Here is a 16207-nt window from a genome sequence, read left to right as displayed (position 1 = left end):
GGCTCGTACCGTACGGGCATGTGCCCCACCGGCCCCGTATCCCGTCTGACCTACCCGGAGACGGGCGCCACGCGGCAGTGGCCACTGCCCGCCGGCTACCACCACCTCCGGGCGCGTATCCCGGTGGGCCGCGGTCCCGAGGTGTTCGGGGCCGCGGGCCGGGCCGTGATGGAGTGGCGCATGCACCGGGCGATGGGGCTGACGGTGCGCTGCTGGGAGCCGGCCGCCGTGGCGGGCCTGCCCGTGGTGATCGGTCTCGGGCTGGGGCGGCTGCGGCTGCGCGCGCCGTGCCAGGTGGTGTGGACGGTGGCGGAGGAGACGCGGACCGGCTTCGCGTACGGGACGCTGCCCGGGCACCCGGAGCGTGGCGAGGAGTCGTTCGTCGTCAGCCTGGAGCGGGGCGGGGCCGTGGTGCTCACGGTGACGGCCTTCAGCCGCCCGGCGGTCTGGTACGCGCGGGCGGCCGGGCCGCTGGTGCCGCTCTTCCAGCGGGCGTACGCGCGGCGCTGCGGGGCGGTGCTGCGGCGGCTGGCCGTGGCATGAGAAGCTGAAGCCCGACCGGTTCCGACGGGTTCCGCCCTGCAACCGTGCCATACCAGACAAAAACGGTTTCGTGTCGCAAATAGCCTCTTAACCCATCGGTCACAATGCGTTTGTGACCGCGCAACACCCCTGCGCCAGGGTGTGTGCATGACCCACGCGACCCCTCACGACCACACCCGGCGACGCCCCCACGGCTGGCGGCGCGATCTGGTGGAGCTGGCCGCCCGGTGGTCACGGCGCCACGGCGACGGGCCCGTCACGGACGACACGAACAGCACGGACGGCGCACCCAAGACGGACGGCACGGGCGGCGCTGGCGGCACGAACAGCGCCCGGAGCGCCGACACCACCTTGTGGCGGATGCGGACGACCGTACGGGACGAGCCGGGCACCCTCGCGGCGCTGTGCGTCGCGCTCGCCCGCCACGAGGTCGACATCCTGGCGCTGCAGACCCACCCGCTGGCGGACGGCACCGTGGACGAGTTCCTGCTGCGCGCCCCCGCCGACCTGCCGCCCGCCGAGCTGACCCACGCCGTCACGGCCGGCGGCGGCCGGGACACCTGGATGGAGCGGGCCGACGCCCACGACCTGGTGGACGCCCCGACCCGGATACTCTCCCTGGCCACCCGCACCGCCCTGGACGCCGCCGAACTCCCCCTCGCGCTGCGCCAACTGCTCGGCCGCTGCACCATCCGGTCACTGCCCGCCAAGTCCCTGAGCGGCCGCCCGCTGGAGGCGGTGCCGCCGGTCGAGGGCGTGCTGGAGGAGACCGTGATGCGGCTGCGGGACCCGTCCGGCGGCGCCATCACCATCGAGCGCCCGTATCTGCCCTTCACCCCCACCGAGTTCGCGCGCGCCCGCGCGCTGGTCGAGCTGGACGCCCGGCTGGGCCCGCGCGTTCCGCCCCGCCACGATGTGCTGACGCTGCCCGAGGGCAACGAGATCACCGTGCGCCGCGCCGACACCCGCGACCTGGACGCGGCGCGCGCGATGCACCAGCGGTGCTCGGCCGAAACGCTCGCCCTGCGCTACCACGGCCCGGTCGGCGATGCCGACCGCTACCTCGGCCACCTGCTGAGCCCGCGCTTCGGCCGCACCCTCGCCGCGCACACCGCCTCCGGGCGGCTGGTGGCCCTCGGCCATCTGCTGTGGGACGGGGACGAGACGGAGATCGCACTCCTCGTCGAGGACGAGTGGCAGCGGCGGGGCATCGGCGGAGAGCTGCTGCGCAGGCTGGTCGCGATCGCCGCCAAGACGGGGTGCGGATGCGTCTACGCCGTCACCCAGTCGGCCAACACCGGCATGGTCGCGGCGATGCGCGCGCTGGAGCTGCCGCTTGACTACCAGATCGAGGAGGGCACGCTCGTCATCACCGCCCGGCTCTCGCCCGCGGTGATCTCCTCGGGCGCGTAGTCGGCCGCGGCGGCCTCGGGGCACGGCGGCATCGGGATACAGCAGTATTCGGGCAGGAACGATCTGAGCACGACATGTCCCGGGCACGACATGATCTCGGTCAGGTACGTAACATCCAAATGCCCGTGACGCGACCCCGCCCGCCGTATGAGGATGACCGCATGTCCGACACCAATGACGCATCCCTGCCCCGCCAGGTGGCCGACGCCTACGTCGACGCCCTCATCGAACTCGATCCGATCACCGGCACCTACCTGGGCGTGCCCGAAAGCGCCCGGCGCCTGCCGGACTTCTCGCCCGCGGGGCAGGAGGCGCTGGCGGACCTCGCCCGCACCACCCTGGACCGGCTCGGCGAGGCCGAGGTGCGGCCCGGTGCGGACAGCGACATCGAGCGGCGCTGCGCCCGCCTGCTGCGGGAGCGGCTGACCGCCGAACTCGCCGTGCACGACGCGCGGGAGCACCTGCGGGCGGTCAGCAACCTCCACTCCCCGCTGCACGCCGTGCGCGGCGTCTTCACCGTGATGCCGACCGAGACCGAGGACGACTGGGCGGCGGTCGCCGCGCGGCTGCGCGCCGTACCGGCCGCCCTCGAGGGGTACCGCGCCTCGCTCGCCGAGGGGCTGCGGCGGGATCTGCCGGCCGGCCCCCGCCAGGTGTCCACGGTCACCGGCCAGCTCGACGAGTGGATCGGCACCGACGGCGGCTGGTTCGCCGACTTCGCGGCCGGCGGCCCCGAGGCGCTGCGCGCCGAGCTGGGCGAGGCGGCGGCCGAGGCCACCGCCGCCCTGGCCGCGCTCCGTGACTGGCTGCGCGATGTGTACGGCCCGGCGGTGCACGGCGCGCCGGACGTCGTCGGCCGCGAGCGCTACCGCCGGTGGGCGCGCATGTGGAACGGCACCGACCTCGACCTGGACGAGGCGTACGCCTACGGCTGGTCCGAATACCACCGGCTGCACGCCGAGATGCGCGCCGAGGCGGAGAAGATCCTCCCCGGCGCCACCCCCTGGGAGGCGCTGCGCCACCTCGACGAGCACGGCCAGGCCATCGAGGGCGTCGAGGAGACCCGCGCCTGGCTGCAGGGGCTCATGGACCAGGCCATCGAGGCGCTGGACGGCACCCACTTCGACCTGGCCGAGCGGGTCAAGCGGGTCGAGTCGATGATCGCGCCGCCGGGCAGCGCGGCGGCGCCGTACTACACCCAGCCCTCGGTGGACTTCTCACGGCCCGGCCGGACCTGGCTGCCCACCATGGGCGAGACCCGTTTCCCGGTGTACGACCTGGTCTCCACCTGGTACCACGAGGGCGTGCCCGGCCACCATCTGCAGCTCGCGCAGTGGGCGCATGTGGCCGACCGGCTCTCCCGCTACCAGGCCACGGTCGGCATGGTCAGCGCCAACGCGGAGGGCTGGGCGCTGTACGCGGAGCGGCTGATGGACGAGCTGGGGTTCCTCACCGACGCCGAGCGCCGCCTGGGCTACCTCGACGCGCAGATGATGCGCGCGGTGCGGGTGATCATCGACATCGGTATGCACCTGGAGCTGGAGATCCCCGCCGACTCCCCGTTCCACCCCGGGGAGCGCTGGACGCCGGAACTGGCACAGGAGTTCTTCGCCCGGCACAGCGGCCGCCCGGCGGACTTCATCGAGAGCGAGCTGGTGCGCTATCTGGGCATGCCGGGCCAGGCCATCGGCTACAAGCTGGGCGAGCGCGCCTGGCTCGCCGGGCGCGAGGCGGCCCGCAAGGCCCACGGTGACGCCTTCGACGCCAAGTCCTGGCACATGGCGGCGCTCTCGCAGGGCTCGCTCGGCCTGGACGACCTGGTGGCCGAGCTCTCGGCGATCTGACGGGGTGGTCGATCCGACGGGGTGAGGGGGCGGGCGCGGGGCGGCGGTGGGGCGAGGGCCCGCTCCGGCCGCGTCAGATCCGCCCGCCCGCTCCGGCCGCGCCTTGGGCCGTACGGTGGCGCACCGCCGATCCGTCGCGGCCCTTCACCACCTCCAGCCGCACCGGTATGCGCTGGCGCAGGTCGGCGACATGGCTGACGATGCCGACCGTACGGTCCCGCTCGCGCAGCGAGTCCAGCACGTCCAGGACCTCGTCGAGGGTCTGCTCGTCCAGGCTGCCGAAACCCTCGTCGATGAAGAGGGTGTCCAGCCGGGTGCCGCCCGCCTCGTCCGTCACCACATCGGCGAGGCCGAGGGCGAGCGAGAGCGACACGAAGAAGGTCTCGCCGCCTGAGAGGGTGGCGGTGTCGCGCTCGCTGCCGGTCCAGGCGTCGATGACGTGCAGGCCGAGACCGGACCTGCCGCGGCCGCCCGTCCGCGCGTCGGAGTGCACGAGGGCGTAGCGCCCGCCGGACATGTGCCGCAGCCGGGCGCTGGCCGCGGCCGCGACCTGTTCGAGCCGCGCGGCCAGGACGTACGCCTCCAGGCGCATCCTCCGCTCGTTCTCGCCGGAGGTGCCCGCCGCGAGCGTGGCCAGACGGGCCAGGCGGTCGTGCTCCTCGCGGAGCGGGGCGAGCCGGCGCGCGTCGGCGACGGCCTGGGCGGAGAGCCGGTCCAGCTCCTGGCAGCGGGTACGGGCCGCCGCGTCCCGCGCCGAGCCCTCGCGCAGCGCGCGGGTGGCCGCCTCGGCCGCCGCCTCGGCGGCGGTGGGGTCGGCCAAGGGCTCCCGCGCGGCCGCGGCCACCTGCGGATCGGCCAGTTCGGCCGCGACGGCAGCCGACTCCGTCTGCCACTGCTCCAGGCGGTGCCGCAGCCCGCGCTGGTCCGCCGCGGGCAGTACGGCGCGGGCGGCGGCGTTCGGCTCCTCGAAGCCCGCGCGGCGCGCGGCGTCGACGAGCCGCGCCCCGGCCTCCTCCAGCCGCCGCGCGGCGGCCTCGGCCTCGCGGGCCGCCGCGGCGGCCCGCGCCAGCAGCCCCGCGTGACGCTCCAGCCGGGCGGCGCGCTCGGCCACGGTGCCGGCGCCGCCGCGGGCCCGCTCCAACTCCGCCAGCAGCCCGGCCCGCTCCCGCAGCAGGGCCTCGCGCCGCGAGGCGCGCGCGGCGGCGCGCCGCTCGGCCTCCTGCCGCTGGGCCAGGCGCCGGTCGTGCTCCTCCTCGGCCTGGGCAAGCGCCTCGCGCGCGGCGTGGCCATCGGCCCCGGCGCCACGGGCCTCGGCGAGCGCGGTCTCCAAGTCAGCTGCGGCCCGGTCCAGTTCGTCGGCCGTACCGCCGCCTGCGGCGGCCTCCGCGCCCGCCAGCGCCTCCCGCAGCGACTGCAGCCGCCGCTCGGCCTCCTCCCGCCCGGCCTCGGCCTGCCGGTAGGCCGCCAGCGCGGCCTCCTCCGCCGTACGGTCCACATGGCCGGCGCCCGGGCGCGCGGGGCGGGGGTGTTCGGTCGCCCCGCACACCGCGCACGGCTCTCCGGCGCTCAGCCCCGCCGCGAGCTCGGCGGCGATGCCGCGCAGCCGCCGGTCCTTGAGGTCGAGCCAGGCCTCGTGCGCGGCGGCGGCTTCTTCACGGGAGCGCAGCAGCCGCTGTTCCGCCTCGGTCGCCTGCCCGGCCAGGAGGTCCCGCCGCCGGGCGGCCTCGAGGCGCTGCCGGGCGGGGGCGAGCTGCCCGGCGAGCTGTTCGGCCAGGGTGGCGGCCTCCTGCGCGGCCTCGACGCGCCTGGTATGCGCCTGGCGCACCGCCTCCCACCCGGCGAGCCACTGCCCGGCCTCCTCGATGGCCTCCTCGTCGGCGCGCGCCTGCCGGTCGAGCCCGGCGACCTCGGCGGCCACCTCGCCCGCCCGCCGCTCGGCCCGCCGCGCCGCGCCCAGCGACCCCAACTCCTCCCGCAGCCGCCGCTCCTCGGCGGCCAGCCCCGCGGCATCCACCCCCGCGAGCCCTGCCACGCCCCACTGCCCGGCGGCAGGACGCTCGGCGTCCGCCGCGGCCGCGCCCCGCGCCCCGTTGACCTCCTGCGCGCGCCCGTCGCCCGCCGGGCCCGGCACGTCGCCGCGCCGCCGGAAACCCTGCTCCGGCACCCCGAACCCCCCGCGCCCGGAGCCCGCCCCTCCCTGTTCGTCGAGCGCCCGCGGCGCGCGCGGCCCTCGCGGGTCGGTGGTCGGCCCTTCGGCGAGGGCGTCCGGCGGCGGCGCGGAGCGCTGCCCGGAGTCGGCGCCCAAGGCCGCGCCGGCCGCGCGCTCAGCGGCCGGCGTCGGCTGCTCGGCCCCCGGTGCTTCCGGGCGCGGGCCCGGGAGGGTGATGTCGGCGGGCGCGGGGCCATCCGCCGGCCGCGTCCCCTGAAGTTCCAGGCCGGGCTCGGCCGCCAGACGGGCTCGGGCGGTGTGTTCGGCGGCGGTGGCGGCGGTGTGGTCGCGTTCGGCGGCGGCGTGGAGCTCCAGGGCGGGGACGACGGCGTCGGCCGCGCGGGCCTGCTCCAGGCGGGCGCGGGTCAGGTCGTACTCGGCGCGCCGGCGCTCGAGTTCGTCGGCGCGCCGGCGGGCTTCGGCGTGGCGGCGCTGGAGGCGGGCGCGGTCGCGGGCGGCGTCGGCCGTTCGGCGCGCGGCCTGGTGGGCGGTTTCGGCTGCCTGGACCGCGGCGAGGGCGATGTCCTGCCGCTCGCGGGCGGTCGTGCGGGCGATGGCGGCCCACTCCAGTACGGCGTCGGCCAGTCCGGGCCGGCCCGGGGTCAGGTCCGGCAACTGATGCACATCGAGGGTGGGCCCGACCGCCTGGGACATGCGGTGGGCGAGGGCGAGCAGCCGCTCGTCCCCGCCGACGACCTGCTTCTCCGCGGCGCGCCGCAGCTCGGCGAGGCGTTCCTCGACGGCGGCGAAGCGGCCCGTGTCGAAGAGCTTGCCGAGCAGCTTGCCGCGGGCCATTTCGTCGGCGCGCAGGAAGCGGGCGAAGTCGCCCTGAGGCAACAGCACCACCTGGCAGAACTGCTCCTTGCTCATGCCGAGCAGTTGCGAGATCTCCTCGCCGATCTCCTGGTGCGAGCGGCTGAGCGCCTTCCACTCGCCGGCCCCGGGGAGGTATTCGCGCAGCCGGCTCTGGGCCTTCTCGCGGGTGGTGCCGGTGCCGCGCTTCTTGGGGCGCGGCTGTTCGGGGCTGCGGGTGATCTCCAGGCGCCGTCCGCCGACGGTGAGTTCGAGGACGACCTCGGTGGGGGTGTGCGGGTCGGCGTGGTCGCTGCGCAGGGACAGTCCGCTGCCCTGCCGGGCGCCGGGCACCTGCCCGTAGAGGCCGTAGCAGACCGCGTCCAGGACGGACGTCTTGCCGGCGCCGGTGGGCCCGTGCAGCAGGAAGAGCCCGGCGGAGGAGAGCTCGTCGAAGTCGACGTCCTGGGTCGTGGCGAAGGGCCCGAAGGCGGTCATGGTGAGGCGGTGGAGCCTCATCCCCGTTCCTCCCCCGCGGTCCGGGCGGGCTCGGTCTCGCTGACCCGTACGGCGTCGAGCGCGGCGCCGAGCACCGCGCGCTCGGCCTCGTCCGGGCCGCGCCCGCCGCGTACATGGGCCACGAAGTCCTCCGCGATCTGCCGGTCGGTGCGGCCGCGCAGCCGCTGTGCGTACGAGGCGAGCGGGTCCTCCGGGGCCCGCTCGGGGTCGAACACCAGGCTCAGCAGGTGTGGGAAGCGCCGCGCCAGGCGGGGCATCGGCTCATGCGGGCGCACGGGGTCGGTGAGGGTCGCCTCGACCCAGGCGTCCTCGTACCGGTCCAGGTCGGGGTCGGCGAGCAGTTCCTCGATCCGGCCGCGGATCCGGGCCAGCGGCCGGGGCACCGGGCAGTCGACGCGCTCGGCGGCGAGGGCGCCGCCGGGGCCGAGGTCGACGAGCCACATGGACTTGCGGTGCCGGGCCTCGGAGAAGGAGTAGGCGAGCGGCGAACCGGAGTAGCGGATTCGCTCGGTGATGGCCTGGCAGCCGTGGAGGTGCCCGAGCGCCGCGTAGTCGACGCCGGCGAAGATCTCGGCGGGGACGGAGTCGACGCCTCCGACGGTGATGTCCCGTTCGCTGTCGCTGGGCGCGCCGCCGGTGACGAAGGCGTGCGCGAGGACGACGGAGCGGGTGCCGGGCGGCCGGGTGGCGAGGTCGGCGCGGACCCGGTCCATGGCGGCGCGCAGCACCGCGGGGTGCCCGGCCGCCTGCGCGCCCAGCGCCTCCCGCACCAGGGCGGGCTCGAGGTACGGCAGCCCGTAGAGCGCGACGTCGCCGTGGTCGTCGGCGAGGACGACCGGGGTCCCGCACCCCGCCGGGTCGGTACGCAGATGGATCCCGGCCCGTTCGATCAGCCCGGCGCCGACGCCGAGCCGCCGGGCCGAGTCGTGGTTGCCGGAGATCATGACGGTCGGCACGCCGAGGTCGGCGAGGCGGTGCAGGGCGTCGTCGAAGAGCTCGACGGCGGCGAGCGGCGGCACCGCCCGGTCGTAGACGTCGCCCGCGACGAGCACGGCGTCGACCCGCCGCTCGCGCACGGTCGCGACCAGGTGGTCGATGAACTCCCGCTGCGCCGGGAGCAGGTTCACCCGGTGGAAGGACCGCCCCAGGTGCCAGTCGGACGTGTGCAGAAGTCTCACAGCCTCGCCCCGACCCGCACGCTCGTTCACCTTCCCGTAGCCGGCTCCCTGCCGCGGGCTCCGCGCACCGGCCGGCCCCTCGCGGCCGTCGGCACCGCCCTACCGTAGCCCTGCCGGCCAACCCGCCGCCCGCACACCTTACGGAATCGGGAGCCCTAGCCCGACCGGGCCCGCCTCCGGGCGTCGATGATTGTCGAGCTGTGCCGCCCGCCCTGACCGGGCGCTCCCCTACTGCCCCTCTTGCTGCGCCTGCTGCTGGGCGCGCTGCTCAGGAGAGGGACCGAAGGTCTGATCCAGCGTCTGGTTGAACTCCTGGTCGTCGATTCCGAGCAGGTCGTTCATCATCTCGGTCTGCATGCCGCCCCGGCCCTCGGTGAGCAGGGAGCGCCCGGTGTCCTTCCAGGTCTGCCCCATCTCGTCGCCCGCACGCTCCCAGGAGGCCGCGCTGTAGTCCGGCATGTCCGGGGTGAAGATGTCGCCCCAGCCCTGTTTGGCGACCTCCTCCTCCGACAGATGCGGATTCCCGGTCGGCGACACGGCGTTCACCGTGACCTTCAGGGTGTTGCCCCAGTACTGGTCCTCTTCCCACATCAGACCCGCGGCCAGGCCCAGCCGGTTGGCGATCTGGTTGGCGTCCTGGACGAGCGCCCGGACTCCCCACTCCCAGCGGTCGCAGAACCCCTCGAACGCGTCGGCCAGTCCCTTGCCCCCGGCCTCCATCTTGGACATCGTCATGTCCGAGAACCCGGAGCCCTGGAGCGCGCCGGTGTTGTCCCCGACGTCCTTGAGTTCACCGATCGCCGCCCGCAGACCCTTGGTGATCAGGTCCACGGACTCCTTGCCGACATTGAGATCCCCGTCGTTGCTCACTGCCCGGCCCCCTGTGCCCGCTCGTCGCCGTCCCCGATGTAGTCCCCGTTGTCGTCCACGTCCACCGCGACCTCGTCCGGCACGATCCCGCGCACCGGCGGGAACATCATCGACCCGTCCTCGTCCGCCACGTCCACCGCGACGCCCGCGGGGGCGCCCATCTCCGGCACCATCACATCCAGCAGCCGCGCCCCGAGCACGGCGGCGTACTCCCACTCCTGGCCGGGGTCGGAGCCGCGTGCGGTGGCGAACCGGGCCAGCGCGGACTCGTCGGTGAAGGCGTAGATCCAGCGGATGCCGCCGTATTCGGCCGTCATGAAACCGCCGTCGGCCACCGGCACCAGCACCGCCGTGCGCCGGAACTCGCCGACCATGGCGGCGGGATCGCCCGCCCCCGCGCGCACCGCGGCTATGTGCTCAGCCAGTTCCATCGGCGGCCCCCCGATCCTGTCCCGATTCCGGTTCCGGTGCCTGTCTCGTCAACGGCATCCCTCGTCACGGTACCGTCGCACCGCTCCATGATCACCACTCGGGTCGTCCACTGTTGCAAACCCCGCACAAACGGCGCCCTGCCGCGCCAGCAGGCCAAACGGGTCAGCCGCCGGGGGCGTCCTGATACGCCTCACCGCCCAGTTCGAGGGCGGCGGTGCCCGCGGTGGCGTCCGCCAGCCAGGCCCGGAAGGCGTCGATGTCCGAGTCGGGGAGCCCCAGCTCGATCGTCACGGCCTCGGCGTACCGTACGCCGCGCACCGCGCGCCCGGTCGCCCTGAGGTCGTTCTCGAGCCGTCCGGCCCGCTCGTGGCCGACGGTGACGGTCGCCAGCCGGAACCGCTGCCGGGTGACGGTGCCCAGCGCGTCCAGGGCCTCGCCGACCACGCCGCCGTAGGCGCGGATCAGCCCGCCCGCGCCGAGCTTCACACCGCCGTAGTAGCGGGTGACGACGGCCACGACGTACCGCACCTCGCGGCGGAGCAGCATCTGCAGCATCGGCACCCCCGCCGTGCCGCCCGGCTCCCCGTCGTCGCTCGCCTTCTGGACGCCACCGTCGGCGCCGATGACGTACGCGTAGCAGTTGTGGGTGGCGGTGGGGTGCTGCTCGCGGACGCGCCGGATGAAGTCCTGGGCTTCGTGCTCGGTCGCGGCGGGCGCGAGGGAGCACAGGAAGCGCGATCTGCTGATCTCGATCTCGTGCACGCCCTCGCGCGCGACCGTCCGGTACCGCTCCTGCATCGGGCCACCCTATGCCTTCGGCCGCCGGTGGACCGCCGGGGGAATGGCCCAGGGCCCGTGGCGGTTGCGGAACGCAGATGACCATCGGGCCACAGGAGGCAGGCGTGTACGGCGATCCGGCGGAGATCCGCGAGATCCTCACCGAGCTCGGTGACACCTGGGCGGTGGTCGGGCTCTCCTCGAACCGGGCGCGCGCGGCGTACCGGGTCGCGGAGGTGCTTCAGCGGTACGGCAAGCGGATCGTCCCCGTGCACCCGAAGGCCGAGACGGTGCACGGGGAGCAGGGGTACGCGTCGCTGTCCGACATCCCCTTCGAGGTGGACGTCGTGGATGTGTTCGTCAACAGCGATCTCGCGGGCGCGGTCGCCGACGAGGCCGTGGCCATCGGGGCCAAGGCGGTGTGGTACCAGCTCGGCGTGGTCGACGAGGCGTCGTACGAGCGCACCCGCGCCGCGGGCCTGGCCATGGTCATGGACCGCTGCCCCGCCATCGAACTCCCCCGGCTGGCCTGACCCAACCGGCCTGACTCGCCGGGCCCCGGCCCGGCGGGTCAGACGCCCAGGCCCTCCAGCGGCTCCGCCCCCGGGAGCGCGGCGAGCGCCTTGCCCGGCAGGATGATCTTGCCGCGGCGGCGGCCGCTGCCGATGAGCACGTACGGGGTGTCGGCGACGGCCGCGTCGACCAGGACCGGCCAGCCGGCGGGCAGGCCGAGGGGCGTGACACCGCCGAACTCCATGCCGGTCTCCCCGAGCGCCGTCTCCATCGGCGCGAACGAGGCCTTGCGGGCGCCGAGCCGGCGGCGCACCGCGCCGTTGACGTCCACGCGGGTGTGGGAGAGGACCACACAGGCGGCGAGGGTGACCTCGCCGCCCCGCTTACCCGCGACCACCACGCAGTTCGCGGACTGCTCCAGCAGCCAGGCCCCGTAGCTCTCCACGAGCGCGGCCGTGTCGGCCTTCTCCGGGTCGGTGTCCACGTACAGCACCTGCTCCACCGGCACGGGCCCGCGCCAGGCGCGCAGCGCTTCGGCCACCGGCGCGGTCAGCAGGTCGAGGCATTCGACGGCGGGACGGGGGTCGTCGAACGCGTCCATCGGCGTACTCATGCGGTCAAGTTAACAGCCGGTCCCGCAGCCCCGACGCCGCCTCCTCCGCGGCTCGGGCCGGTTCCCCGGCCGCCGCTCAGCGCGCCGGGGGCACCGAGACGGTCATGGTCATCTCCACTGTCCGCGCCCCGTCGTTGTGGTAGCCGTGGGGGGCGCTCGCCTCGAAGGCCGCGGAGGTGCCGGCCGGCACCCGGTAGCGCTCGTCCCCGACGGTCAGCGTCAGCTCGCCCGCCGTGACGTGCAGCAGCTCGAAGGTGCCGGACGGATGCGGGTCCGAGTCGCTGCCCTCGCCCGGCATCAGCCGCCACTCCCACATCTCCAGCGGTCCGCGGGCCTCCGTGCCGACCAGGAGCGCGGTGTAGCTGCCGGCGTCGGTGGACCACATCCGTACCGCCTGGCCGGCGGGGACGAGCTGGACCTGGGGGCCGCTCTCGTAGTCGAGGAGGGTGGTGATGCTCACACCGAGCGCGTCGGCGAGCTTGACCGTGGTGCCGACGCTGGGGTTGGTACGGGCCTGCTCGATCTGGATGATCATGCCGCGGCTGACCCCGGAGCGGGCCGCGAGGGCGTCCAGGGTGTAGCCGCGCTCATTGCGCCAGCGTTTGAGGTTGCGGGCGAGCGACTGGGTGAGCTGATCGAGGTCCGTCACGGTCCGTCCGTCCAATATTCTGAATGGCGTAGTCGAACAAACTGAACTACGGTGTGGTGCACTCCGCACTTCCCATGCGTTCACCACACTGTACGGCGAGGTCTCAGCATGTCCGCACTCTTCGCTCTGGCCACCAGCCTGCTGCTGGGCCTGGCCGACTTCGGCGGCGGCCTCCTCACCCGGCGCACCCCGGCGCTCACCGTGGTCGTCGCCTCCCAGGGCATCGCGGTCGTCGTCCTGGGCGCCGTCGTGACGGCCGGCGGCGGCTGGACCGAGGCCGGACCGCGGCTGTGGTACGCGGTCGCGGCGGGCGTGGTGGGGCCGGTCGGGATGCTGTGCTTCTACCGGGCGCTGGCGCTCGGCCCGATGGGGGTCGTCTCGCCGATCGGCGCGCTCGGCAGCGTGGCCGTCCCCCTCGGCGTCGGACTGTCCCTCGGCGAGCGGCCCGGCCTGCCACAGTTCGCCGGGATCGTGGTCGCGGTGGCCGGGGTGGTGCTCGCGAGCGGGGCCCGGACCGGCGGCACGCCCGTACCGCGGCAGACACTGCTGCTCACGCTGGTCGCGGCGGTCGGCTTCGGGTCGGTCATGTCGCTGATCGCCGAGGCGTCCACCACGGCGACCGGGCTGTTCCTGGCACTGTTCGTCCAGCGGGTGTGCAGCGCCGCCGTCGGCGGCGCCGCGCTGTACGTGTCCGTACGGCGGGGCAGCCCGGCGCTCGGCCGGGGTCCCGGAGGGATGCGCGCGCTGTGGGCCGCGCTCCCCGGCCTGGCCTTCGTGGGCCTGGCCGATGTGGCAGGCAACGGCACCTACAGCGTGGCGGCCCAGACCGGCCCGGTGACCGTCGCCGCGGTGCTCGCCGCCCTCTACCCCGTCGTGACCGCGTTCGCGGCGCGCGCGGTCCTCAGCGAGCGGCTGCGCGCGGTGCAGGCGACCGGCGCCGGGCTGGCGCTGGCGGGATCGCTGCTGCTCGCGACGGGGTGAGCGGGCGCCGGGCCGGACCGAGGAAGAGGAGCGACGCTGGGGCTCCTGGGGCTACGGTGCCACCGACCGCCGTTTCTCGAGCGGCGGCGACGGATGACATCGGGACGACACCGGGGAGTGGGCAGTGGCGGAGCGGGCGTTGATCGCGGGCGTGGGCGGCAAGGAGCCGAAGGTCGATCCGGAGGCGTTCGCCGCCCCGACGTCCGTGGTGATCGGCGATGTGACGCTGGGCGCCGGCGCGAGCGTCTGGTACCACGCGGTGCTGCGCGGCGACGCCGAGGCGATCAGTGTGGGGGCCGGGAGCAACATCCAGGACAACTGCACGGTGCACGCCGACCCGGGGTTCCCGGCCACCGTCGGCGAGCGGGTGTCGGTGGGCCACAACGCGGTGCTGCACGGCTGTGTCATCGAGGACGATGTGCTCGTCGGCATGGGCGCCACCGTCCTCAACGGCGCCCGCGTCGGCGCCGGCTCCCTGGTCGCCGCGCAGGCGCTGGTCCCGCAGGGGATGCAGGTGCCGCCGGGCTCGCTGGTCGCGGGGGTGCCGGCGAAGGTCAGGCGGGAGCTGACCGAGGAGGAGCGGGAGGGCATCCGGCTGAACGCGCAGGGCTATGTGGAACTGGCCCGCCACCACCGCGACGCCACGCTGGAGCGTGAGCGGCGGGAGCGGCAGGCCTGAGCGGACGGCAGGGCCTGAGCGGACGGGGCCGGCGAGCGCGAAGGGGCGGAGCTCAGTCGGCGGCCGTGACCGGGTCCGGCCCGGCCGTTCCGGACCCGGCGCCGGTCGTCGCCTTGGACCCGGCCGCGGGCACGGCCGCGGACCCGGCGCGGGTCGCCGTCTCGGTCCCGGCTGCGGCCTCGGACTCGGCCGCGGGCGCGGTGGCGTGGCTCTTCTTCGCGCGCCGCTTCATCACGAGCATCGAGCCGAGGCCGAACAGCAGGGCCGCCACGAGGCCGAGCCAGGAGAAGCGCTTGAGCCAGTCCTCGGCGACCTTGCCGACCGAGTAGATGACGGCGGTGGTGCCACCGGCCCAGACGATGCCGCCCAGCACATTGGCGATGAGGAACTTCCAGTAGGGCATGCGCAGACATCCGGCGAGCGGGCCGGCGAAGATGCGCAGCAGCGCGATGAAGCGGCCCACGAAGACCGCCCACATGCCCCACTTCTGGAAGTACCGCTCGGCGGTGGCCACGTGCTCGGCGCTGAAGTGCTTGGGGAACTTACGGCCCAGCCACGACAGCAGCGGCTGACCGCCCTTATGGCCGATGAGATAGCCGATCGAGTCGCCGATGACCGCTCCCGCGATGGCGGACGCGCCCAGAATGTACGGATTGATATGGTCTTGCGAGGCCGCCAACAGGCTGGCGCTGACGAGAATGATCTCTCCGGGGAGCGGGATGCCCAGGCTCTCCAGACCGATGACCACGCCCACCAGCAGATAGACGCTGACCGCCGGTACGGTCTCGAGCCAGTGATCAATGTGCAACGCCGGTTCCTCCCCATTGCCCGTACTCTTCCCGCCGTGCACCGATTCGGCGCACGGCGGGAAGCCTACTCAATCAGCGCGCGGGCGCCACATCCCACATGCCGCACCGACGATCCCGGGGCGCGGTGCTCGTCACCGTGTCCCTCCCTGGGAGACGGTCCGCGGCGCCCGTAAGGTTCCCGCGCGCGGGGTGTTCCGCGCGTGCGCGGGCAGCGGTGCGGCGCGCGAGAGTTGATCGCCGAACAAGGGGCGGCCATAGCCGCCCTCCACGGCCCCCTTTATGGTTACTGGCCATGTGGCCAGGACAGCAGCCGCCCGGGGGCGAGCAGAACCCGCAAGACCCGAACCCCTATCAGCAGCCGGGGTATCACCAGCCCAACCCGTACCAGCAGCCGGGTTACCACCAGCCGAATCCCTATCAGCAGCCTCAGCCGGGGCAGCCCCAGGGTCAGCCACAGCCGCAGCAGGGGCAGCAGCCGCAGCCCCAACCGCAGCAGCCGCAGCAGATCTACGAGATGCCCACGCAGGCGTGGGGTTCCCCCGCCGTGCAGCAGCCCGGCCCGTCCGAGCCGCCCCGGAAGAAGAACCGCACGGCCGTCATCGCCATCGTCGCGGCGGTGGCGGTGGTCGCGGCCGCCACGGTGACCGCCGTACTGGTGCTCAACAAGGACGACGACGGAAAGGACCAGGCGAAGGACGGCAAGAAGCCCTCCGCCACCGCGCCCGCGTCCAAGGACTCGTCCTCGCAGGGCGACGGCAGCGCGGACGACGGCACCCCGTCCGCGGGCGACGCCGCCAAGCCGGTCATCCCCGGCTGGAAGACGGTCACCAACCCCAAGCGCCACGACGCCTTCGACGTCCCCGCCGGCTGGTACGTACCCTCCCCCGACACCATGAGCACGTTCTCCAAGGACGGCAAGCCGCTCATCTCGATGACCGGTCCCGCCTACTACAAGGAGGACAACTGCACGATCAAGGACAAGAAGACCGGCGCCACCTTGTCGAGCCCCCTGGCCGGCGCGGGCACCAAGGGCGCCCAGGGCGCCAAGAGCCAGGCGCAGGCCGCCAAGACCGAGGCGGCCAACTGGCTCTACGCCGTGTTCGACCAGGACGAGACCGGCGACTACAAATTCACCACGCCCAGGAAGTTCACCAGCAAATACGGCATCAAGGGCTACTCCTCCTCGGGCACCGTCACCGGGGTGAAGAAGTCCGACAAGTGCTCGTCGGACGGCAAGACGTTCACCGTCACCTACACGGACGTCAACGGCGACTGGGCGACCTGGGTCCTCTACGCGGCCAAGGGCGTCAAGGACGAGGTCCCTGACGAGACCATCAAGAAGATCATGAGCACGCTGCGACCGCTGAAGTCCGGCACCTGAGCCGG

The 16207-nt window shown here is 74.3% G+C and carries 15 protein-coding genes; 7 read left to right on the top strand and 8 right to left on the bottom strand.

All coding sequences use genetic code 11. The features are described 5' to 3' along the window. Nucleotides 1-18: 18 nt before the first annotated feature. From ACFZDL_RS06440 to ACFZDL_RS06430, 3 genes are all read left to right on the top strand, one after another. The gene (locus ACFZDL_RS06440; protein ID WP_353593161.1) at nt 19-543 is read left to right on the top strand and encodes a DUF1990 domain-containing protein; all 525 of its coding nucleotides are present in this window, start codon (nt 19-21) and stop codon (nt 541-543) included. Nucleotides 544-690: 147 nt separating this feature from the next. Further along, a complete protein-coding gene (locus ACFZDL_RS06435; RefSeq protein WP_353593160.1) occupies nt 691-1956 on the top strand; it encodes a GNAT family N-acetyltransferase in 1266 nt (421 codons plus the stop codon). 161 nt (nt 1957-2117) lie between these two features. Beyond that, nucleotides 2118-3800, top strand: a complete 1683-nt coding sequence (locus ACFZDL_RS06430) for a DUF885 domain-containing protein (protein WP_353593159.1) — start codon at nt 2118-2120, stop codon at nt 3798-3800. A 73-nt stretch (nt 3801-3873) separates the two neighbouring features. Here ACFZDL_RS06430 and ACFZDL_RS06425 read toward each other — a convergent pair whose 3' ends face one another. From ACFZDL_RS06425 to ACFZDL_RS06405, 5 genes are all read right to left on the bottom strand, one after another. Next, entirely contained in the window at nt 3874-7320 is a 3447-nt protein-coding gene (locus ACFZDL_RS06425) for an AAA family ATPase (RefSeq protein WP_391190540.1), read from the bottom strand. After that, nucleotides 7317-8498 carry an exonuclease SbcCD subunit D gene (locus tag ACFZDL_RS06420; protein WP_353593157.1) on the bottom strand — a complete coding sequence of 394 codons (1182 nt, stop codon included), beginning with the start codon at nt 8496-8498 and terminating at the stop codon, nt 7317-7319. Before ACFZDL_RS06420 ends, ACFZDL_RS06425 begins: the two co-directional genes overlap by 4 nt. A 228-nt stretch (nt 8499-8726) precedes the next feature. Continuing rightward, complete coding sequence (locus ACFZDL_RS06415; protein ID WP_353593156.1) at nt 8727-9368, bottom strand: hypothetical protein; 642 nt, start codon at nt 9366-9368, stop codon at nt 8727-8729. Continuing rightward, the gene (locus tag ACFZDL_RS06410) at nt 9365-9799 is read right to left on the bottom strand and encodes an SseB family protein (protein WP_353593155.1); all 435 of its coding nucleotides are present in this window, start codon (nt 9797-9799) and stop codon (nt 9365-9367) included. Before ACFZDL_RS06410 ends, ACFZDL_RS06415 begins: the two co-directional genes overlap by 4 nt. Nucleotides 9800-9962: 163 nt before the next feature. Next, a complete protein-coding gene (locus tag ACFZDL_RS06405) occupies nt 9963-10598 on the bottom strand; it encodes a YigZ family protein (protein WP_353593154.1) in 636 nt (211 codons plus the stop codon). A gap of 104 nt (nt 10599-10702) precedes the next feature. Here ACFZDL_RS06405 and ACFZDL_RS06400 point away from each other — a divergent pair, with 104 nt between their 5' ends. Further along, a complete protein-coding gene (locus ACFZDL_RS06400) occupies nt 10703-11110 on the top strand; it encodes a CoA-binding protein (protein ID WP_353593296.1) in 408 nt (135 codons plus the stop codon). A 38-nt stretch (nt 11111-11148) separates the two neighbouring features. Here the strand turns inward: ACFZDL_RS06400 and ACFZDL_RS06395 are convergent, their stop codons facing one another. Further along, nucleotides 11149-11703 (bottom strand): YbaK/EbsC family protein, encoded by a 555-nt coding sequence (locus ACFZDL_RS06395; protein WP_353593153.1) that lies wholly within the window; start codon nt 11701-11703, stop codon nt 11149-11151. Between the two features lie 76 nt (nt 11704-11779). Then, nucleotides 11780-12352, bottom strand: a complete 573-nt coding sequence (locus tag ACFZDL_RS06390) for an XRE family transcriptional regulator (RefSeq protein ID WP_353593152.1) — start codon at nt 12350-12352, stop codon at nt 11780-11782. Nucleotides 12353-12460: 108 nt separating this feature from the next. Here ACFZDL_RS06390 and ACFZDL_RS06385 point away from each other — a divergent pair, with 108 nt between their 5' ends. Continuing rightward, nucleotides 12461-13333, top strand: coding sequence for an EamA family transporter (locus tag ACFZDL_RS06385; RefSeq protein ID WP_353593151.1), 873 nt, complete (start codon nt 12461-12463; stop codon nt 13331-13333). A gap of 124 nt (nt 13334-13457) precedes the next feature. After that, nucleotides 13458-14012 carry a gamma carbonic anhydrase family protein gene (locus ACFZDL_RS06380; protein WP_353593150.1) on the top strand — a complete coding sequence of 185 codons (555 nt, stop codon included), beginning with the start codon at nt 13458-13460 and terminating at the stop codon, nt 14010-14012. 52 nt (nt 14013-14064) lie between these two features. Here the strand turns inward: ACFZDL_RS06380 and ACFZDL_RS06375 are convergent, their stop codons facing one another. Beyond that, nucleotides 14065-14820 (bottom strand): DedA family protein, encoded by a 756-nt coding sequence (locus ACFZDL_RS06375; RefSeq protein ID WP_353593149.1) that lies wholly within the window; start codon nt 14818-14820, stop codon nt 14065-14067. Nucleotides 14821-15113: 293 nt separating this feature from the next. On the opposite strand from ACFZDL_RS06375, the gene ACFZDL_RS06370 reads away from it, so the two are divergent. Further along, nucleotides 15114-16202 (top strand): hypothetical protein, encoded by a 1089-nt coding sequence (locus tag ACFZDL_RS06370; protein ID WP_353593148.1) that lies wholly within the window; start codon nt 15114-15116, stop codon nt 16200-16202. Nucleotides 16203-16207 lie beyond the last annotated feature (5 nt).

This window comes from Streptomyces sp. NPDC007917 (genome assembly GCF_042959105.1).
Classification (GTDB): Bacteria; Actinomycetota; Actinomycetes; order Streptomycetales; family Streptomycetaceae; genus Streptomyces.
This window is presented reverse-complemented; position numbering and strand designations above follow the sequence as displayed.